14 protein-coding genes are annotated in these 21,241 nt (G+C 56.6%); 9 read left to right on the top strand and 5 right to left on the bottom strand.

Going from position 1 to position 21,241, the window contains the following annotated elements; translation table 11 throughout:
• Window positions 1-112: 112 nt before the first annotated feature.
• Window positions 113-2,185: a lytic transglycosylase domain-containing protein gene (locus tag BTN45_RS03505; protein ID WP_207588973.1), complete on the top strand. Its 2,073-nt coding sequence runs from the start codon at window positions 113-115 to the stop codon at window positions 2,183-2,185.
• 170 nt (window positions 2,186-2,355) lie between these two features.
• Here the strand turns inward: BTN45_RS03505 and BTN45_RS03500 are convergent, their stop codons facing one another.
• The 3 genes from BTN45_RS03500 to BTN45_RS26610 all read right to left on the bottom strand — a co-directional run bounded on the left by BTN45_RS03500 (window position 2,356) and on the right by BTN45_RS26610 (window position 5,677).
• Window positions 2,356-3,438, bottom strand: a complete 1,083-nt coding sequence (locus tag BTN45_RS03500; RefSeq protein ID WP_112553566.1) for a porin — start codon at window positions 3,436-3,438, stop codon at window positions 2,356-2,358.
• Between the two features lie 523 nt (window positions 3,439-3,961).
• Entirely contained in the window at window positions 3,962-5,086 is a 1,125-nt protein-coding gene (locus tag BTN45_RS03495; RefSeq protein WP_112553564.1) for a porin, read from the bottom strand.
• A 468-nt stretch (window positions 5,087-5,554) separates the two neighbouring features.
• A complete protein-coding gene (locus tag BTN45_RS26610) occupies window positions 5,555-5,677 on the bottom strand; it encodes a hypothetical protein (protein ID WP_022555894.1) in 123 nt (40 codons plus the stop codon).
• Window positions 5,678-6,259: 582 nt separating this feature from the next.
• Here BTN45_RS26610 and BTN45_RS03490 point away from each other — a divergent pair.
• The 7 genes from BTN45_RS03490 (at window position 6,260) to BTN45_RS03465 (ending at window position 18,013) form a co-directional block, all read left to right on the top strand.
• The gene (locus tag BTN45_RS03490) at window positions 6,260-7,309 is read left to right on the top strand and encodes a site-specific integrase (RefSeq protein ID WP_207588966.1); all 1,050 of its coding nucleotides are present in this window, start codon (window positions 6,260-6,262) and stop codon (window positions 7,307-7,309) included.
• A gap of 743 nt (window positions 7,310-8,052) precedes the next feature.
• Window positions 8,053-8,187, top strand: a complete 135-nt coding sequence (locus tag BTN45_RS26605; RefSeq protein ID WP_281434742.1) for a hypothetical protein — start codon at window positions 8,053-8,055, stop codon at window positions 8,185-8,187.
• 633 nt (window positions 8,188-8,820) lie between these two features.
• A complete protein-coding gene (locus BTN45_RS03485; RefSeq protein ID WP_207588964.1) occupies window positions 8,821-11,766 on the top strand; it encodes a hypothetical protein in 2,946 nt (981 codons plus the stop codon).
• Window positions 11,767-11,922: 156 nt separating this feature from the next.
• Window positions 11,923-15,453, top strand: coding sequence for a hypothetical protein (locus BTN45_RS03480; RefSeq protein WP_207588963.1), 3,531 nt, complete (start codon window positions 11,923-11,925; stop codon window positions 15,451-15,453).
• Window positions 15,454-15,465: 12 nt separating this feature from the next.
• On the top strand, window positions 15,466-15,957 hold the full coding sequence (locus tag BTN45_RS03475; RefSeq protein ID WP_207588962.1) for a hypothetical protein: 492 nt from the start codon (window positions 15,466-15,468) through the stop codon (window positions 15,955-15,957).
• A complete protein-coding gene (locus BTN45_RS03470) occupies window positions 15,954-16,646 on the top strand; it encodes a hypothetical protein (protein WP_207588961.1) in 693 nt (230 codons plus the stop codon). Before BTN45_RS03475 ends, BTN45_RS03470 begins: the two co-directional genes overlap by 4 nt.
• Before the next feature lie 95 nt (window positions 16,647-16,741).
• Entirely contained in the window at window positions 16,742-18,013 is a 1,272-nt protein-coding gene (locus BTN45_RS03465; RefSeq protein ID WP_207588960.1) for a hypothetical protein, read from the top strand.
• Between the two features lie 313 nt (window positions 18,014-18,326).
• Here BTN45_RS03465 and BTN45_RS03460 read toward each other — a convergent pair whose 3' ends face one another.
• Complete coding sequence (locus BTN45_RS03460) at window positions 18,327-18,836, bottom strand: hypothetical protein (protein WP_207588959.1); 510 nt, start codon at window positions 18,834-18,836, stop codon at window positions 18,327-18,329.
• 415 nt (window positions 18,837-19,251) lie between these two features.
• Between BTN45_RS03460 and BTN45_RS03455 the strand changes: the two genes are divergently transcribed.
• Window positions 19,252-19,881 carry a recombinase family protein gene (locus tag BTN45_RS03455; protein ID WP_207588958.1) on the top strand — a complete coding sequence of 210 codons (630 nt, stop codon included), beginning with the start codon at window positions 19,252-19,254 and terminating at the stop codon, window positions 19,879-19,881.
• A gap of 58 nt (window positions 19,882-19,939) precedes the next feature.
• On the opposite strand, the gene BTN45_RS03450 is transcribed toward BTN45_RS03455, so the two are convergent.
• On the bottom strand, window positions 19,940-20,695 hold the full coding sequence (locus BTN45_RS03450) for a hypothetical protein (RefSeq protein ID WP_207588956.1): 756 nt from the start codon (window positions 20,693-20,695) through the stop codon (window positions 19,940-19,942).
• Between the last annotated feature and the right edge of the window lie 546 nt (window positions 20,696-21,241).

Raw genomic sequence — 21,241 nt, 5'->3', positions numbered from 1 at the left:
CCTGAAATCCCAAGATTTCCGGGCGGGAGATCAGACCTTTTTTCGGCAATCCCGCTGCAATGTAGCGATATTAGAAGAAAGTCGGCAACTCCGTTACACGATGAAGAACGGCATGAAAAAAACAGTCTGGGGATTGATGGCGGCGGGCCTTGCCGCAACCGTGTGGAACGCGCTGGCCGGGCCGCTGCCCGAGGGCGCCGCGCCGCTTCCCTATGTGAAGCCGGATGCGCCCGCTGTTCCCGCTTTCATGCCCGCTTCGCCAGAGGTTACCGGCGCCATTCCCCGCCTTAACCGGCCCGATGATGCGAGCCAGCTGAAGGCAGGCCTCGACGCGCTTTCCGGGCGCGATGCGGCGCGGGCCATCGCGCTGCGCAACGCCATGCCGACCGGCAGTCTGGACCGTCACATCCTCACATGGGCAATCGCCGTTTCGGGCCAGAAGGATGTGCCTTCAGCCGAAATCGCCGCAGCACAGCGGGAACTCGCCGGCTGGCCGGGCGCCGCGACTTTGCGGGCCAATTCCGAAAAAGCGCTTTATCGCGAAGACCCGCCGGCACAGCAGGTGCTTGCTGCGTTCGGCGGCAGCAAGCCGGAAACGGCGGAGGGCACCGTGGTTCTCGCCAAGGCGCTGGCCGCCTCCGGCAAGGTCGTGGATTCGCAGCGCCTCATTCGCCAGCTGTGGGTGAGCGAAGGCATGGACAAGGATATGGAAGACCGCGTGCTGGCCGCCTTCCCTGCCTATCTGACGGCCGCGGACCACAAGGCGCGCATGGATTATCTGATGTATCGCAGCCGCATCAGCCAAGCGAAACGTTTCGGCGAACTCGGCAAGGCGCAGTCCCTTTACAATGCCTGGGCGGCTGTGCTGCAGCGTTCCGCCAATGCCGGCGCCCTGCTCGGCAAGGTGGATGCCGGCTGGCGCGATGATCCCGCATTCCTTTTCGCGCGCGTGGAGAACCTGCGCAACCAGCAGAAATATCCGGAGGCGGCGGCTCTTCTGCGGCAGGCGCCGAAGGATACTGCCAAGCTGGTCAATCCCGGCGAATGGTGGAACGAGCGGCGAATCATCGCGCGCGGTCTCGCCGATCTCGGCGATTTTGCCGAAGCCTATCGTATCGTCGCCAATCACAATGCCACATCAGCGGTGGATGTCGCCGATGCCGAGTTTCATGCCGGCTGGTATGCTCTGCGGGCGATGCGCGACCCGGCCACGGCTTCGCGTCATTTCAATGCCCTGCTCCAGACATCGAACCGGCCACTTTCGGCCTCCCGCGCCTATTACTGGCTCGGAAGGGCGGCCGAAGCCGGAGGACCCGGCGATGCACGCGACTTCTTTGCAAAGGCGGCAGCCCATCCCGGTACGTTTTACGGCCAGCTTGCCGCTGCACGGATCGGCACGAAGACGCTGAACGTGACCTATCCCAGCCCGAGCAATGGCGACCGCGAGCGCTTTGCCGGCCGCGAAGCCGTGCGCGCCATAGACCGCCTGGAGGCGGCAGGTTACGGCTGGCGCGCCGACAGCCTTTACAGGTCGCTAGCCGAACAGCTCGACAGTCCCGGCGAGCTTGCCATTCTGGCGGCGCGGGCTGAGGGCAACGGTAATCATCAGGTCTCGCTGCAGATCGGCAAGACGGCCTTCAGCCGCGGTATCGATGCGGCCGCACTCGCCTATCCGCTCGGCGTCATTCCCGCCAGCGCCAATATTGCCGGCTCCGGAAAGGCGCTTGCCTATGCGATCGCCCGACAGGAAAGCGCCTTCAACCCCGCCGCCGTCTCCGCCGCCAATGCCCGCGGCCTGCTGCAACTGCTGCCGGGAACCGCCAAGGGCGTGGCCGGCCGCCACGGCCTGCCCTACACGCAGGCGATGCTGACCAGCGATGCGGGCTATAACGCTACACTCGGCGCCCATTATCTCGGCGAGCAGATCGACAGCTTCGGCGGCTCCTACATCCTCACCTTCATCGCCTATAATGCCGGCCCGAAACGTGTCCCCGAATGGATCTCGCGATATGGCGACCCGCGCGGTAAGCCGATTGACGAGGTGGTGGACTGGATCGAACGCATCCCCTTCCCCGAAACGCGCAATTATGTGCAGCGGGTGATGGAGAATTATCAGGTCTACAAGACTAGGCTGGGCCAACAGGCGGATATTGTCGATGACCTGCGCCATGGGCGTGCAGGGTAAGAGCGGTATTCATCGGCCAATCGCTGATCATTCCAAAACATTCAAGCATCGGTTCGCCCGGTGCTTTTTTGTTTCGACGTTTGATTAAAGCCTCTTGGCGCTGGAAGCCATCAAACGAAAAACCCCGGCATCTCTGCCGGGGTTTCCATCACTGACAATGTCAGATCAGATTAGAAGTCGCGCTGAAGGCGGACGAAACCAGTGACCTGATCGTCCTGGCCATCTTCGTCGTAGTAGTTTGCCGTGATCTTCGTGCTCAGACCTTCGGTGATCTTGTAGTCGATGGTTGCGCCAGCGGTCCAGGCATCGCGGTTAGACCAATCGTTGGAAACGATGAAGGTAGAGCTACCGAGAGCGACCTTGTCGCCGACATTGCCGAGGTACTGCACTGCAGGGGTGATGGTCAGGCGATCTGTTGCCTTGATGGCGTATTCAGCCGCAACCGTCCACTCGGAAAGAGCGTAATAAGCGTTGGGGCCAGATGCCCAAACACCGGCTAGTCCAAGCGTGCCAGGTCCGAGATCCGCAAATACCATTGCACGGATGGCGCCTTCTTCCTGATCGACGTCATACGAACCAATCAACTGAAGCGTAGCAGCGCCGAACTTTCCGCCAATGCCGGCAGTGATACCGACGTTGTTGTCCACTTCCTGCGAAAGTGTGAACCCGCCACCAACGATGGGATTGACGGTCGCGAACTGCGAGTCAGTGCCCTGAAGCTCGTCAACCGAGATACCTGCCCAGAAAGAACCGGTGTCGTAGGTGTAACGAATGGAGTTGAAGAGGGTGTTCGAGGAGAGCAGGTCTGTCTCGCCGGAGAGATCGTCGTCCCACCAGCTGTAGAACTTACCAACGCGGAGGCCGCCGAGCTCGATGAATGCCTGACGAGCTTCAACGCCGGAAGAAGACGAAGAGCCGCTTTCTGCATCAGCGCGGAATTCGATGAAACCACGCAGAGCGCCGAGTTCGGTGTCGGTACGGGTATCAACGTTGAACTGGGCGCGCGTGAACGAGTTCCAGTCCGAAGTTCCCATCTGATCGCGGCCGAAGCTGGTCTGGAAGCGGACGTAACCGCTGAACTTCAGGCAGGTTTCGGTACCAGGAATGTAGAAGAAGCCCGTACCGAACGCGTCGCAAACGCGAACATATTCCAGGGGCTCAGGCTCAGCAGCGACGATAGCGTCGGCAGCGTGAGCGCCAGATACTGCTGCGAGAGCTGCAGCGGAGCCGATAAGAAGGCTCTTGATGTTCATGATTGACCTCCAGTCAAACGCTAATTTGCGAAAGCAGCGGGTGGGAAGCGCATATCGATGCGTGCTGCTTATGAGTTTGATTAGAGCCAAAACATCGCTTCAGGGCAATCGCAATCGTGACAAAAGGAAGACAGTAAGGTGTCCTTAGTTTTTTATTGTTGCGAAATTGATACATTTGCAATGTCCGGAGCCAATTGTTAAAAATGCATTAATTCTACATATTATTCAAATGGTTAGCGTCGCGCGCAAAAGGACAAGAAAACGTTTCCCGGTGGCCCTGAGAGTAGAGGCGTCATTGAAAAAAGGCAGACTGTCAAAGCGTTGGGCTAGCGCGGGTCGAATCAAGTGTCTCGAGCACAAGCACCTCGAACAGCTGGCAATCACAGATCCCGCTTATGGGGACGTGGCGTCACGCAAGGATGCAAGCGAGAGTGACGCCGGCGTCTGACGACGAAAAATTTTCTTACAAAAAAACCCCGGCATCTCTGCCGGGGCTTTCCGTCACTGACGATGTCAGATCAGATTAGAACGAACGCTGAAGGCGAACGAAACCGTTCCAAGAAGAAGAGCGGTTGTCTTCGTCGTAGTAGTTAACTGCAACCTTCGTGGAGAGACCCTGCGTGATCTTGTAGTCCACGGTCAGGCCAGCCTGCCACGCGTCACGGTCAGACCAGTCGTTGGTGAGGATTGCAAGACCGGTCGGTGCAGCGGCAGTGCCGAGAACAACGCGATCAGCAACGTTACCGAAGTACTGCGCGCCGGGCGTGATCGTCAGACGATCGGTTGCCTTGATTGCGTACTCAGCAGCAACTGCCCACTCGGATTCTGCGTAGTAAGCGTTTGCGCCAGAAGCCCAAACACCAGCCAGGCCGAGCGTGCCCGGGCCGAGGTCAGCAGTTGCGATCAGGCGAACTGCGCCTTCTTCCTGGTCGACGTCGTAGGAGCCGATGAGCTGCAGCGAAGCCGCACCGAGCTTAGCGCCGAGGCCGAGGGTTACGCCAACATTGTTGTCAACTTCAGCCTGAACGACCGGGATGACGCCGCCTACAGCCGGACCAACCTGCGTACGGAACTGACCGTCGATGCCCTGAAGTTCGTCAACCGAGATGCCTGCCCAGAACGAGCCAGCGTCGTAGGTGTAACGAATGGAGTTGAAGAGAGCGTTCGTGGAAAGAACGTCAGCTTCACCGGAGAGACCATCGTCCCACCAGCTGTAGAACTTACCGACCTTCAGGCCGCCGAGTTCGATGAAAGCCTGGTCAACGAATACGGAAGACTGCGAAGACGAACCAGAGTCAGCGTTGCCGCGGAAGCCGATGAAGCCACGCAGAGCGCCGAGTTCGGTGTCCGTGCGGGTGTCGATTTCGAACTGGGCGCGCGTGAACGAGTTCCAGTCAGACGTACGGTTGTTGGTGTTAGGACCAAAGCCCGTGCCGCGGTTGATGTCGGTCTGGAAACGAACGTAACCGCCGAACTTCAGGCAGGTTTCGGTGCCGGGGATGTAGAAGAAGCCGGTGCCGAAAGCGTCGCAAACGCGAACGTATTCCAGGGGCTCGGGCTCAGCAGCGACGATGGCGTCAGCGGCCTGTGCGCCGGATACTGCTGCGAGAGCCGCAGCGGAGCCGATCAGAAGGCTCTTGATGTTCATGGTTGACCTCCAGTCAAAGTTTTTAAAAGGGTCTGGGTACTTTCGCTGAAGGACAGCATTCCCTGCCCCATTCCCGTGTTCTCAGAAGCCAAACGATCCACCGCCTCGCTTCTGGTGGTGAAAATACAAAAGGTTTCGCCGCATGCAATCGCCAACATCCGATAAATAGCATTTACGTATATGCTTCATTTCGGTTTGTTGCGGAAACAACACACACCGCCCCGCGGATGGACAAAAGCTTTTACAATACGTTAAGATTTCTGTTGAGAATCCGTTAGTTAGGGCGGTTAACAAGGTATTTCCAATCCACCGGTGTTTTCCGCGATCCCTTGCTACGCAGGCAGCGCTATAGAGATTTTTTGCCTCCGCTGCACACATCGCAGGTGCGGCCGTCATGCGGGGAATGAGCCGGCTTCGGAAACGAGCGCGAGCGGGGAGCGATTCACTGGCAATGATTCGAAAAGCGATTCACCCGCCCTGGTCGATTGCGTGCGGCGATGGTTGCTGTTCGACCGGGTCATTGCCGGACATGGCGTAAGCGATGACCGCGATGAGGATGGCGGCCGCGAGGATGGAGAGAACGAAGCGCATTGTCAGTTACCTTCCGCTGGAAGGCAGCCGAACAAGGTCGAAACACGAAAGTTCACGCATTTGCGATATTTGCGGATGATTTGTAGATTAATATCCTGATATCGGTCAGCGATGCCAGCCCGGCCAATGTCAATGAAGCCCGCTATCTCACCTTTATGAATCGGAAGATTATCAAGCGAGAAATCGACATAGGTGGCAACCGAATCAGCTGTAAACGTGAACGATAGAGGCGCTAAATTGCATGCCACACCCGTACGGCGGCGCAGGCCTGTTCCGACTGGTATGGATCATTCATCAGTCTCCATACGGTCTTGACGCCTACGACAAGCCTCTCCCCCGCCTGCCGAAGGGATGAATGCCGTCCTCATTGCACGGAACCGGGCCATGAATTCAGTATATGTGGTGTGGGGCTTAAGAAGGGATCAGCGCTTCGACTGCCTGGTGGCGTGCGGTGATCGACAATGAATGGCGGAGAGGATGGGACACTCTCCCCCGCGCCATCTAGCCTGTTGTTCTTATTGACATTCAATCCCTTAGAGGCCATCCGTGGGTCACAAGTCTGGGTCCACACAGGGTTTACCAATGGCGAAACAGTCCGATTACCTACAGTTTCACGGCAACAAATGGCGAGTCCGGGTGCGAGTTCCGAGAAAGCTCCAAGACATCGTAGGCACCACGGTTCTAATCGAACCCCTTGGAACCAGCGACAAGAAGACAGCAGATGTCCTCAAGCATGGAGCCCTGAGCCGTATTAAAGAGAAGCTCCGCATTGCCGAGAAAATATTGGCGACCGAAGACCCTTTGACGGCTGAAGCATTAAAGCATCGCCTCTTCATTGATGAGGACGCAAAGCTGTACCCAAAGAGGCCTCCCAGCGATCAACATGATGACGCTATGTATGGGATCGTCCTCCGGGCCGAACAGATAGAGAGGACTCAAGGTCTATCCCGTGCCCAGACGTTTGCTGCCCTTGCGTCGGGACAAGCCACGCCCATAAAGCACCACAAGACCACCTTTGCGGACTTCAAATCCTATCCCATTGATTCTGTCAGTGAACTGGATAGGGCCTTGGGCTGGATAGAGACGTGGCTCTTGGCGAATCATTTCCCGCAGAGCGTGGAAGCCATCGATAGGACCACTGCCGCAAGGTTTCTGCGAGAATACCTTGTGATAGGCCGAACGAAGAAAACCGCTTCGAAGTCCCTTAGCTTCATCCGCGAATACTGGAAGTGGATGGGCGAAAGCGGGTATGTCTCGGATAACCCTTGGGTTGGTCAAACGCTCCCAAATCCCCCCAGACCCTCGGGGCCCCTTGATGAGGACAATGGGAAGCGACCCTTCACAGACGAAGAGGTAGCTGTACTAATCTATGGACCAGCGAACACCATGCTTGCCGACATTATGCGGATCGCCGCTCTCAGTGGTATGCGCATTGAGGAGATATTCAGGCTCCGGGTAGCGGACTGCAAAGACGGCCTTTTCAGAGTAACAGGCGGCAAGACGGAAAATGCTCGCCGCAAGGTGCCTATCCACCCGCTCCTCCTCGAGATCGTCAAACGAAGAACCGAAAAGAAGCCCCAGACAGCCTTCCTTATAGATGAGTTCCCTGATGGAAACGCCAAAGTCGCATGACAGCCGCTCCCACGCAGCCGTGAAGCGCTTCAGTAGATACCGAAGGAAGCAAAGCGTGGACGAAAGGCCTAACAGAAAAAGGGTGTCTAACGTGGACTTCCATTCCTTCCGTAGATGGTTCATCCGGTCAGTCCGCACATCCATGCTTAATAATGGCAACCCCGGATTTGACGCTTGGACCTTCCCAGCAGTCGTCGGCCATACCGAGGCGGTTGACCGTGCGAAGGCCCTAGACATGAGCCAACAGCACTATGCGGGACAGGACCTGGAGGAGGCCAGAAGGAAGCTAGTTGAGTCCGTAAAGCTCCCTCCCCCGCCGAAGAAAGATTAGCACACGAATTAGTAACAATGTGAGATATATCAAATAATTTCATGCGGTTACATGATTCTCATCTGAAGATATCCATGTATCCTGTTGCGACATCACTTAGCGAAAAGGATCAATGGGAATGGTTACATTTACACTCGGCGGCTCGTTCGAATTTCAACGACTCTACCGGCTTACCTTCTTCCGGCTCGGTCGCAGACACTTTCAGATCGAACGGGACGCTGACCTATGGGATCGGCGTTACTGGGCGTGGGACCTCAGCCGGGACACAGGACATGATGCCACCCGCCGTGTATTCATTGGGCCCTTTGAGATTTCGTGGCATCGCGAACCCTGAGCAATCAATTCCCAGCGTATTGAACGATGTGAGTAGCTGAGGGATAATCTCCCGGCTACACTTTTAGGAGGCTCCCGGATGCCAATACCCCTCGCCACGAAGTCCGACCTCAAGAGAATCAAGGCCCAGATGCTTCTCGCTATTGCCGGAATGATGGCCGGCTCCGTGAGTTTCACCCTGTTCGCCGCTTGGGCCAGCCTCTCAACACGTTGAAATAAATCGTAAATTCAATAGGCGTAGTATTGATATAGCGGGACGACCTACTCGGTCCCGTAATTAGATGCCCTATTGAATAGTTCCACGTCCCGCGAAATAGGCGTCCTAACGATATAAGCGGGTGTGGTCCTGCTCCATCCAAACTCATCATTCAAAGCCATCGACCCGTGAGGAATGCCCTCAGCGGGCGCTTTGTGTTGCCTTCAAGAAAGAACCCCATGCCACCATCCGAGCCGCCTAGGGTTGATCCCATTACGTCAGCCGCGTTGAAAGCTACAGAGTACGAGATCGAGCGCAACCAACTGGCTAGAGAACTCGGGCACCTCCCAGAACTCCATGACCTTTCCCCGGAAGAACAGCAAGAGGCCGAACAGAAGCACGTCCGATTGCGCGAACTGGACCATCTTCTCACTGAGGCACATATAGACATCACGCGGCCACTCGATGAGACCTTTGAGCGGATAAGGCGGGATGGTCGCGAACAGATGGCCCTAGAGCGCCGCAGTCAACTCCGCCTAGTGAGCCCCCAGAACTAACCCACCACCACAATCCACGCCGTTTCCTCCCGGACGTACCCACGTTGCGGGCCTTTCGTCATGTCCGGGAGGCGGCTCAAGGAGACAATGACACATGGCAAGAGAACCAGTCAGGCGCATTCAAGGCGTTAGTGCCATACAGCCGGTAGCCCAGCCCACAGACACTTATGTTCGCCCCGCCGAGCCCTCACCATCACCACTCCGGGAAGTGGCACAGGGCCTTTCCGAACTGGACAGCGGCATGGGAGCCTTTCTCGCAAAGCGGAAGCAGAAGCAAGACGAAGCTGATAAGGTGCAGGGCGAAGCCCTCTTCAATAAGCTGAACGGAGTCGGTTGGGCAGAGGGCACACGGCGCGGCCTAATCCCGCCAAATCAATCCCCGGTCTTCATGAAGGCCTACAAGGCGGCTCAGGGCAATCTCGCAGGCATCCAGCTCCGTGAGAAATTCAACGGGGCGTACCTGAATTGGGATGGCCGTAACAGTAACGATCCTCAGGCCTTCCAGACCTTCCTCGGGGACTTCATCAAGTCCAACGTCCAGACGGACGACCCCGACATGTTGGCCCCGCTCAATGACCACGTTCGGCAGCTCTGGGCGGATGGACACCAGATGTTCACCTCCGAGTCTGCCAAGTCGGTCTACAATGGGAACCTCAATACCCGTGCGGCCATCTCCGGGCGGTCCATTGATGCCGCCAACGACGAGGGCTTGGGGAGCGGCAAGGGGACGGACTACGAGCGTCTTTGGGGCGATCTTATAGCCCAGCGTGAGGAGGCCCTCGGCGCAGGTACTCGACGGGAGGACTATGACAAGACCCTCGTGAGCACCATCGCCGCCAAGGCTCTGGAACATGGTGATCCCGCCATGCTCGACCTTCTGGACAAGATGCTTCCGGGCGATACGGTCAAGATGTCCGACTACCCAGACTACAGGGATGTCAAACAAGACACCATCTCCAAGATCGACACCCTGAACCGCCAACGGATGGTGGATGAGGACGCACTTCGCAAGAAGAAGGACACAGAGCGAGAACGGACCATTGTGGCAACCGTAAGCCGTGTCTTGGCCGAAGACCCTATGGCCGAAGTTCCCGAGGATGTCATGCGGGAGTGGGAACGCCATGACGGCCTAGCCCGCAAGAAGCTCGTGGAAATTCGCAAGACGTTGGCCGACGCGGACAACACCGAGGAAAGGGGCCGCATCAATGACCTCCTCATAGACATCCGAAATGGCCAAGGCTCAGCACGAGTCCTCAAAGCCGCCCAAGATGGTGTCATCCGTAACCCGGCAACACTCAAGGACATGTTGGACCGTGCTGACCGATACGAAAAGGCCCGCAGAGAAGGCACAGGCATCCTCACAGGGCAAACCGCCAAGCGATACCTTGGCGTCATTCGGGATAAAACAACTTCCATGGATGACGGTGCCAACCTTCTCAGCAGTTTACTCAGTGGTGGTACTGGCGGGCTTACTGACGAAGGGCTTGAGGCAACTCAGGACTTCGAGGCCATGCTCATGGAATGGGAGGAGAAAAATCCCACCGCAACGCTAATGGAGCGGGAAAAGGCCATCAACGAAATCGGCCAATTAATCATCCAGCGCATAGACCCCGCCATTGCGGACGTTAAGAGCCCCGACAAGTACCGGAGCCGTGCGCAAATAGAGCGTGACGAAGGAACGGGCATTCTCCATCCCGAGGGTGCCCCTACACCTGTCCCCTCCAATAGTCCGCCTAACGACAATGCGGATCGATGGGAGCAACTTTACAGCGGGGACCAACCGCCATTCCTCGAAAGACTTGATGATGTTGAATTGAAGCGCCTCAAGGACAACCTGCCGGAAGGCATCCCTATTGAGCAATTCAATGCCGATGTCTGGAACGAAGTCCGGGAAATCCTGAAGGAGGAACGCGGCGACAATCCGCCCGGAGTTGATCCCATGAAGACTGACTCCATCACCTTCGACAACGAGGCCGCCAAGCAGACCGCAGACGCCATCGGACAGATGATCGACAATGTGGTGGCCAATGGTGGATACTCCACGAACCTTTCCGACAGTCCCACTCTCCCCATCCTCAATCTCATCGGCCACACCGAGGGCACCGACGAGCGGCGAGGGTATAATGAGACGCTGGGCTACGGAGCCTACACGGGCGGCGACAAGGACCTCACCAAGATGACCTTGGGCGAGATCAAGAAGCTGCAATCCCAGATGTTGGCCCACCCAAACAACAAGTGGAACTCCTCGGCGCTGGGTCGCTACCAGATCGTCGGCAAGACACTTCGTACCCTCCAGCAGCAGATGAAGCTTAGCGACAGCGTTCTCTTCGATGAGAAGACACAGGACGCCATGGCTATGCAGCTCCTCAAGGGCCGAGGCTACGATGACTGGATGGCGGGCAAGATCAGCGATGCCACCTTCATGAACAATCTCGCGAAGGAATGGGCTTCCCTGCCGACGACCGCAGGCAAGGGCTACTATGACGGGCAGAAAGCCCGCGTTGGGACGGACTCTGTTCTGACGGCATTTGCCGCCATGAAGACACCCAAGGAGTCTCCGTTCGATGCGATCCTGACGCCGCAGGCCACGAAGCCGAACCCCGCCGTCTACGCCAAAATCCCCGAGAAGGAAGTCGCGCAGTTCCTCGAATGGAACCCCGATCCCGTGGCGAACCATGAGGCCAACCTCAAGACCCTCAGGCCGAAGCTGGGCGATGTCGTCAGGCGGGCTCAGGAACTCTCTGGGGTCAAGTTTGTGATCGGCGCAGGTGCCCGTACCGAGGAGCTTCAGAAGAAGGCCGTCAAGTGGGGCTGGTCGAAGACGATGGACTCGGACCACCTCGACAAGGACGGTTCCGGCTCCCGCGCAGTGGACCTCTGGCCAGTTGATGACGATGGCGCTGTGGACTTTGACGACGCCAAGCAGATGGCCATTGTCGCCGCCATGAAGCAGGCCGCCAAGGAACTCGGTGTCACCCTCGACATCGGGGCCGAGTGGAAGAAGTTCAAGGACAAGCCCCACTTCGCCATCAAGGCCTGACCTCCTCCACCACCAAATTTAGGAAGACATAATATGGATGACCTTCTTCAAAGGGCCATGGAACGCGCCCGTGCGAAGTACGAACAGCAGCCCTCCCCGGAAGCGGAACCGTAAGACGGAAATCTTATCGACCAAGGTATAGCCAGCCTGAAATCCATGGGACCTGTCGGGGAGTTTGTTGGCAATGGTATCAACCAAGCCCGATCCACTCTTGGCTCTGTCACCACAGGAGCCTTAAAGGCAGGCTTTGAGACAAGCGACTTCCTGCATGAACTGGCGGGCTCTCCCGTCAAGCCAGAAGACCAGACGGACTTCCGTAAGGCCGTAGAGGCTCAGGACAAGTTCTATGGCCAGAACTACCAGCCCGCCGCTGTGGTGTCCGATGTCTCCCAGTTTGTCACGGGGATGATCGGGGCGGGCAAGTTGATGGCTCCAATCAAGATCGCCCAGAAAGCAGAACAAGCCGGGAAGGTCGCCAAGGTTGGCTACGAGATTGGGCGTGGTGCTCTTGCGGGAGGCATCGTGCTTGATCCCCATGAGGAGCGGCTTTCAAACCTCATCCAGCAATATCCTGCCCTTTCCAATCCCATTAACGAGTACCTGTCCGCCGACCCTAACGATAGTTACATGGAGGGTAGACTGAAGAACGCCCTTGAGGGTGCGGGCATGGACCTCGCTCTTACAGGTATCTTTGCGGGTGTCCTCAAGGCGTATCGCTACGCCAAGCTTGGAGATCAAGAGGCGGCCCAAGTGGCCTTAGCGGAGGTGGACACCCCCGACTCCTTGGCGGCACTCACCGAAGCCGAAACCCCGAAGCCCCGCGTAAGGATTAAGGCCGGTAGCGAACGGGTGGATGTGGACGGTAACCCTCTGGTCTCACCTTCGCCAGAGACACTACCGGCACCTGAAGGCAAGCCGAGGGTCCGCGTACAGGCCGGTTCCGAAAGGGTTGACCTCCCTCCTCAAGCCGCTGACGAGATGCCTATCTCTCTGGGTGAGAAGCCGCAGGCTTTGTCTGACGAGTCGGTAACCGTCCCGGTGAAGTCCGAGGCCTCCGATCTTCCCAAGGCCGACGCCGTGAAGCCCTTAGAGACCCCCGAGGTTTCAGAGGGACCGAAAGCCACGACTCCTGAGGTGGACATGGCGCAAGTCCTACGCGGTACAGACTTCGACCTCTCCGCCATCGAGCAAGCAGGTTCCTACAATGAGGCCCTCCTTCAGGGACACAAGTTCTCCGATGGTGGAAGTATCCCGTGGCAGAAGCTCAGCACACCGGAAGACGTGAAGGTTCTCATCGACAATGCCGTGACGGTCTTCAAGCCGGAGCTGGATGCAATGAAGGGCGGCGATGTCCTGAAGGATGCCTCCGTGGATCGATCCATTCGACAGATGGCCCGATACTTTGAGGACGACCCTGCCTCATTGATGAGGGACCTCTCCAAGGCGGGCGATGCTGCCAAGGACATGGTGAAGCAGATGGAGGCGGGCTATCTGGTCTCCAATCAGATGTTCCTTGATACCTTCGATATCGTGAGGAAGATCAGGGCAGGAAACCTTGTAGACTTCGATGGTGACACAGCCGCCGCGATTGCGGAAGCGAAGCGCCGCCTCTCCCTAGCCGTTCAAGCTTATGGAGAATCGCAGAGCATCAGGTCCAATGCAGGCCGAACGCTTCGCCGCCTACAGGGAGGCTTCAAGATCACGCCCGAAGACCTCTCCCGAATCAACACGATGGACAATGGCAAGTTTGTTGACCTTCTGTATGGCACCGAGGGAGACCCCAAGAGGCTCCGGGAGTTCGCCACGCATAGCTTCTGGAAAGGGGTGATAGATGAGGGCCTATTTCAGATGAGGAATGGGCTCCTATGGAATTACAAAACCCACGCCATCAACATCACGGGCAATGCCTTGATGCTTGGTGCCCGATCCCTCGAAAAACAAATCGGTAGCTATTTCGTTAGGGGTGGTTCTGCGATCCGACAGCAGGCCGCCAAAGAGTATTACTACACGATAGCCTCTCTGTCAGACGGGCTCAAAGCCGCCCTTGACGCCTTCGACCGTGGAGATAGCGGTCTAGCCCCCCATGCGACCGAATGGCTTGAGACTGGCACCCAAGCAACCCACCAGCCGCTCAACCTTCGGGATGTCCGATCACCGATGGACCTCTTTGAGAATCTTTGGAAGGCTAATCTCTGGCACACAGCAACCGGCCTCCCGACGCGGGCGCTCGGCGCACAGGATGAGTTTTTCAAGACCGTCCGATATCGTGCTGTTGTGCAGGCCAATGCGATGGTACAGGGCGAAGCTCAGGGGCTGAAAGGCTCGGAACTCCGAGACTACTTGGAGCAACGTCTGGCGTCCGCATTTGACTCAAACGGCAGGGCGACCGACAAGGCCGCGCTTCAGGAGGCCCAGACAACCACGTTCTCACAGGACCTATTGCCGAACACATGGGGAAGCACTCTCCAGACGGTTAGAAATAATCATCCCGCCGTTGGCTTTGTCCTGCCCTTTGTGAAGACTCCTGTAAATGTCCTGAGGATGGCCGTGAAATATACTCCCGGCCTGAACATGGCACAAGCAGAATACCGTGAGATGATTCGGGGAGCGCGTGGGCCCGAGGAACAGGCACGGGCATATGGACAAATGGCTCTCGGCAGCCTCATCCTTGCTAGTTCTACGATGCTGGGCATGTCTGGAAGGATTACGGGTGCTGGCCCCAGCGACCTAAAATCCCGACAAGAACTTGAGGCGACGGGCTGGCGTCCGTACTCCTTGAAGATGGAGAATGCGGATGGCTCCACCACCTATATCCCGCTGGGAAGGCTCGATCCGACAGGTTTTGTCCTAAGCGTCGGCGCGGACCTTGCCGAAATCTTCCAGATCAATCCCAGCGAGGACTCTTACACGGATGCCATAGCGGCTTCTGCCATCGCCATCTCCAAGAATCTAGGAGAGCGGGCCTTCCTACAAAACATCCGGCAGGCCATTGAGGCAGCTTGGAGTCCAGACCAGAGCCTAGGCCGTTTCGCCGGGAATATCGCCGGTAACCTCGTGCCCGCCTCCTCTGCGATTAGTGCATACGGTAACGATGATCCGTATCTAAGGGAAGCTCGTACCTTCATTGATACCGTCAAGCGCCGCCTTCCCGGCTTCTCTGAGACACTGCCGCCAAAGCGAGATGTCTTTGGGGAACCTGTATGGAAGCAAGTAGGCCTTTCCACTGTGTCCTCCCCCGACATCGTACAGGGCGAACATAACCGCATCATCTTGGAGACCGGCAAGGGGCTCAACCTTCCAGACCCCTCCCGAAACGGGGTTGACCTCCGGGATGTCAAGTTGAGCAACGGCAGGAATGCTTATGACCTATTTCAGGAATATTCCGCGATGCCCGCTCCGGGGAAATCCATGAAGGACGCCATCAAGGCAGTCATGGAGGCCCCCGATTATGCGCTACTCCCCGATGGCGATGCAGGCACGCAGGGTACTAAACTTTGGGCCATCTCTGGTACGGTCAGTAAGTACCGAGAGGCGGCCTACAAACGGTTACTCCAAGAGTTCCCAGAGCTTCGCAAGCAGGTAATGCAGCGAAAGGTAGAAGCCGCAGGTGCCTACCTAGACAACAAGGCCGAACGGGATGGCTCCGGGATGACCGGCGCGGAACTTCTCAAGCGTATCGGCTTCTAAGGATCAGCAAAGATGGATGATGTAGTCCTAATCTACCTCTTCACAGCGAGGGGCAGACAGGGAGACGCACGACAAGGCGTGGGCATTGGTGCTCACGTCATGGACGGCCCCGGTGTGCGACTCTTCAAGGGCCATGGCTACGCCTCAGATGGTGAATTTCCACGAGCCTACGCCACCTACCAGCTACTTGACCTGTTTCCCGGCAGAAACTTCAAGCTCTACACCGAGGGCTTCCAGAAGCGCCTACAGGACTTCCACCTAGGCGGCGGAAAGACCACCAAGGGCAAACCGTATGTCGGCAGCGAGTACCTTGCCGAAATCAGCAAGGCCCGCTCACGGCTCACCATCATGAGGCCTCCCAGCGGCTTCTCCCCGGAATACCTCATGGCGAAACATGCGGCGCGGGATGCCCTCAAACAGCTAGAGGAGCGCCCGGAGTCTCGCAACCTCGTACCCGTGGTGCTGAGTAAGAATCATATCCTAGGCTTCAAGGAGGTCCCATGAGCATCGAACGCCGAATGCGCCGAAAGCTGGACATCAAGTGCCGCGCCGGGGAAGCTCCAGAGGAACCAAACGGAAAGTGCATGGCGTGGGGATGCAGGAGGCCAACCCAGCGGGCCTCCAGCAAGGGCCTCTCCGAGATGTACTGTAAGCGTCACATTGAGTTCAAGCGACGGCACGGCTCTGCTTGGCGAAAGAGCTTTTCGGCAACCGAATTGAAACCCGTCCGGGAGGCCGTCAGGCGCTGGATGTCTGCCCACAAAGATGGCAAATGGGTGCTGAGAACGGTTGACCTCCTTGAGAACCGGCTACATGCAGCAGGCCCTTCCAAGGTTACAGCTTGGGGCTGGGCAGGCTCAGGGCTGGACAACCGGAAGCGGGCATTTGAGGTCTTGGCACGGGTGCGGGATGCGGGGGTGTCAGGTAGCTACTTGCTTGAAGCCGTCCTCACAGTGAGGGTAGCGGGAGAAGTTCTTAGTGCCCCCAGAGATGCCGATTTCATGAACACCCAGATTGCCAAGCTCATCCACCGCAAGGCCAGCGGAACCCATTACCCTGTCTCGAAGTACCCACGGGCGGAAGGAGGCTTTATGAGGGTACTTGGCGAGATCATCGCGGCTCTGTGCGTGGACGTGGTGGACAAGGAGACAGTGATGGAAATTGCATCCACCATCTCAGCCGGAAATGCTTGAGGGTCTCCATCCCTTGCGTGGTCAAGTGAGGGTTGGGGGTCCTTCGAGTTCAGCGGGGGAGTTAATAGGCGTGCTATATGTAAGCGAGGCCGCGCTTGAGTGATCCCATCAGTAATGCTCCGCAATCGGTCGAAGACTTGAAGCCCCTCCACTATGACCCTTGGCTCATTCCGCTAGGCCCTCTCGAAGCCCTCTCCAAGCAAATCTTTCAGTCCCTTCCACAGCCGCCGATAACTCCCGGACGCAAGCCCAGAGCCGACGCGATGGCCCGCCGTGAAGCCGCCCTCAAGTCCATCATTGCGAACCTTGCAGCCTTCCACCTGTTCCCGGCTCCCCGATCAGGCGTGGCCATGCGACTCAGGAACTCCAAGAAAACCCGCTATGACATGAAATCCTTTCATGCGGATGTCTTGCGTGGGTGTGTCGGCGGGCTTCATGAGGCTGGGCTTCTGGTCCTTGCACCCGGAGAATACAAGAAGAAGCGCACTATGATAGCGCCGAGTGATGTCCTGAGGGAACGCATGGAAACCGCTGATGTTAGCCTTGAGCATATCGGGAGGATGGAAGGGAAGGAAACCGTTATCCTCAGAACCAGACGGAAGGGTAATCTGGCGTCCGAACCTCTGGACTATGTGGACTCCTCCAAGACGGTCTCAATGCGTCGGGACATGGAGACCATCAATGCCACATTGAATAGTGTCTCCCTTGAGTTCGATGGTGTCCGCCTTCCTCCGCAATGCCTTATGAGAATCTTCACCCAGCCACGCGGACAGGAGGCCCCGGAGTTCGTTCTTCATGGACGACTCTATGACGGCTTCTGGCAGAACCTCCCCGGCTCTCTCCGTTATAGGTTTACCATAGACGGCGAGGAGATTGCCGATCTTGATTACAAGGGCATGTTTCTTCAACTCGCTTACACCTGTCTTGGTGCGGAGATGCCTGATGGAGACCCTTACGCCGTCCCCGGCATCGTTGGACACCGCGACACGATCAAAAGGCTAACTAACTCGTTTTTCTTCCGCGACGGTCTTGCAACACGTTTTCCGCGTGGTGTCGAAAGATTGCCGTCACCTTGGACGATGGAGAAATTCATTGCGGCGATATCAGCACTGCATCCGGCCCTTGTGCCCCTGTTCGGCTCAGAGATCGGCTTTGAGTTGATGTTTCGGGAATCTGAGACGATGGTGGCTGTGCTGCTGGAACTCGCCGCACGGGGCATTGTGGCCTGTCCTATGCATGATGGCCTGCTTTGCAGAAAGACACATCGCTCCGTCGCTGTGGCGGTCATGGAGCAAGTCAGCTTGGAGAAGCTTGGGCGAACGTTTCAGGTGGTCGAAAAGCCAGTCTTGCGGCCTTCAGGGAAATAACTCGCTCCTAAGGATAGGAGTTGCTCCGGGAGTATCTCTTGGAGTGGGGAGGAGGCCTTTATCTCCATCATCGGCCTCTTCTTTGTTTCCTTGCCTTAATGCTCAAAGTCACTGACTTGATATAACCGGGAAGAGTTAGGAGAAGAGGGAGGGATAAACCCGACCTAATCAGGTTACACACAGCCCTCTAAGCCCTCCGCTAAAGCCCATCCCCAAGTCTCTCCTCACACAATCTGGGTGTCTCAGCATCGCGACCAACGCGGGGAGCACGGCCATCAATGTTTTTTCATCAGGAGGACATCAAGTAGAGCCCTCAGCCTCCGTAAGGATCATAGGCTCTCTGCCGACCGTTCCAAGATGATTTGTTTATGCTCCCCAAACGATACTCATGGTCACAGGGAATACACTTGAAGAGTTGCTGTTGGGAGGCAGTGGTTCCCTGATGCTGTAGGATGGACTTCTTGCCAACCTCAAAGCAGGCAGGGCATAGCCTGTGCGTAGGCTCCCCATCAGTTGCATCCGCCTTGAGTTCATACGCAAAGGTCCCCCCGCCGTAGTCCTTCAGGGAGTACCTTGAAGCGGTAGACTTCCAGTCATCCACGGCGGACACTTTGCGCTTCAGTTCGGCGTTCTCCTGAAGGATTTCATAGAGCTGTGTCTGAGCCGCCATGGCTGAGGACTGGGCAGTGAGGATAAGGTCCTGCATCTCGATGACCTTGCCCTTTACGGTGGACATATCGCTAATCTCTTTGGTGGTCTTTGCGATGTCCATAGCGGTCTTCAGGGTGGTGGCGATACCTGAAACCAATGTCAAATCAACCATCATCATTCCTCTTTGTTCGGTCCCTTTAAATGACATTGATTCGAGAAGGCGTCAAAAACAAAACGGGAACACATTTGAGGGTAGCAAAAGATACCGGCAGTAAATTTTTAGGGTGTCGCACGCGAAGGTTTGAACCACGAGGCAAAGGGCAGGCTTTCCCCCCCGTACCCGTCCCCCGATTTTCAGAAAGTCCAACCTTTGCCGGGAGTGGGACGAGACGCACGACTCGAAGGGGTAGGCCTACTAAGACCACACCCCTTCCACGCCTAGTCTCACTCTGCCGCCTTGTCCGTTAGGGCATACCTCAATGGACGTGAAATTTTCGGACTGAAGAGCGTCCACTAGGGTTGACATCCTCCATTCGGACATGCATCTATACGGACATTATCCATTCGGACACTTGGAGGCATACCTCATGGCCACATTCCTTTATGCCCGCGTATCGACCAATGAGCAGACCCTTGAGCACCAACAAGCTCAGGCAGAGGCGGCGGGCTACACCTTTGACCACATCATTGCCGATAAGGGGGCCTCGGGCGTCAGCGTCCCCATGAGGAACCGCCCTGAAGGCAAACGCCTCTTTGATATGCTTAGGGCCGGAGATACTCTGGTTGTCCGCTGGGTTGATCGTTTGGGCCGCAACTACGATGACGTGACGGAGACCATCAAGGCATTCCTCACTAAGGGTGTTATCATTCGCACAGTCATCAATGGCATGGTCTTCGACGGAAGCACCAAGGACCCCATGCAGATGGCCGTGAGGGATGCCCTTATTGCCTTCATGGCGGCAACCGCACAGGCTCAGGCAGAGGCTACCAAAGAGGCACAGCGTGCGGGCATCGCCCATGCCAAGGCCAAAGAGGATGCCTACAGGGGCCGCAAGCCGAGCTTCACGCGGCAACAGGTCGATACCGTGCGGGACTTGCTTTCAAAGGAGACCCAGATTGCAGAGGTGGCGAGGGTCACCGGCCTTTCCCGGCAGACGGTCTATCGCATCAAGGATGACCCTCAGGGAACGGAAAAGGCTTTAGCTATTTGGGGATAGGCGGCAACCTGAGCCCACAGAGCCCGCCAACTGTGGAGTTAACCAAGAAGTGCACAAGTCACGCCCAGCCCTTGCCTTCATCAAAGGTAACACGGGGCTTCGCGAATCGATAACCGTTCCACATGAACTTAATTGCTCCTATGGGGCCAAACTTCGGTACGACCCTATGCAATAGTTTCTCGGGTGTGATGATGGTTACAGGCGTGCCTACCTTCGACTTTGCTACCACTTTCATTAACGAATAATCCATCGTCAAAAAGTAGTCCATTTGTGCCGACTCCGCACACCAAATATGATAGGCGTCCAGCGCTTGATTTAGATTCAATGGACGGTCGTTGCCTTGAAACGCCCCAGTCATCTTTGAAAGCTCCTTGTAGCGTGGATGGGCGATAGCACTCACGAAATCAAGAGCGTGCTCTTTGAATGTCCTGCCGCCGCCAGCTACTACACGTTGCCTCTCAATTGGATCGGGAACTACCTGAATAGGGCAGCCGAAAAAGCGACCAGAAGGGCTAGCCATTCCGGGCAAGCCCCAAGTTTCCAACTCGACTTCCCGGTGTACGTGAAAACTGAGAAAATCTGAAATACCCGCGTAGGCAATCATTGCGAGAAACAACGCGTCCCGCCTCTGTTCATCTTTCTTGATCTTGTTGATTCCATTGAGCGTGTAGGGCTCATGGATTGGGGCTTCAAATGTCGTGCCCCCCCAATTCACCGTCTTTTTTGTTCTACGGTAAACATGCTTCTTTACCGCCGCAAACTTTAAAATATTTGTGTCAATGAATACGCGGGCCACCGGTTTGGATTTGCTCATTATACTTCACTACAATCTTGTCTAAGGGGGAATAATGTGGTGTTATGATAGGTAGATACTGGCCAAGTTGACACCTACCGAGAGTATACATAACAGCGCTGCAAGCCACAGGGTGCGCTTTGAAAACTCGGACGAAAGAAACACGAGGCCATCCAAGCGCCGCTCGATCCGAGATAGACTGGCTTCAGCCCTCTCAATCGCAACAGTCAACTTTTGAAATACAGCATCCATGCACCTCTCCTAAATCGACTGTGCCAGCATAGCGAAGAGAATGACACAGTGCATCCCCATTCTTGGGACACAATCCACCCTTAGCCGTCTCTCCCCTTGCTCCCAGATTCCACGGCTCTTACCTTCTCCCCGATGTTACAACTCAGGGGGACCCTTCATGCAAGCGAATGGTGAGCGCTTTCTCGAAGCGTACATAGAGGCCAACAAACTAATACAGACGGGCAGGCCCGAAATGCCGCTTACAATAGCAAATACTTTCTTGGCCGTTGTCTTGTGGGGAGACGGCGACGACAAAGACCCGCCTTGCCTCCTCAA

The sequence above is a fragment of the Rhizobium sp. ZX09 genome, assembly GCF_017357485.1.
GTDB lineage: Bacteria > Pseudomonadota > Alphaproteobacteria > Rhizobiales > Rhizobiaceae > Agrobacterium > Agrobacterium pusense.
The sequence above is the reverse complement of the archived record's forward strand: the minus strand, read 5'-3'. Positions and strand labels throughout refer to the sequence as shown.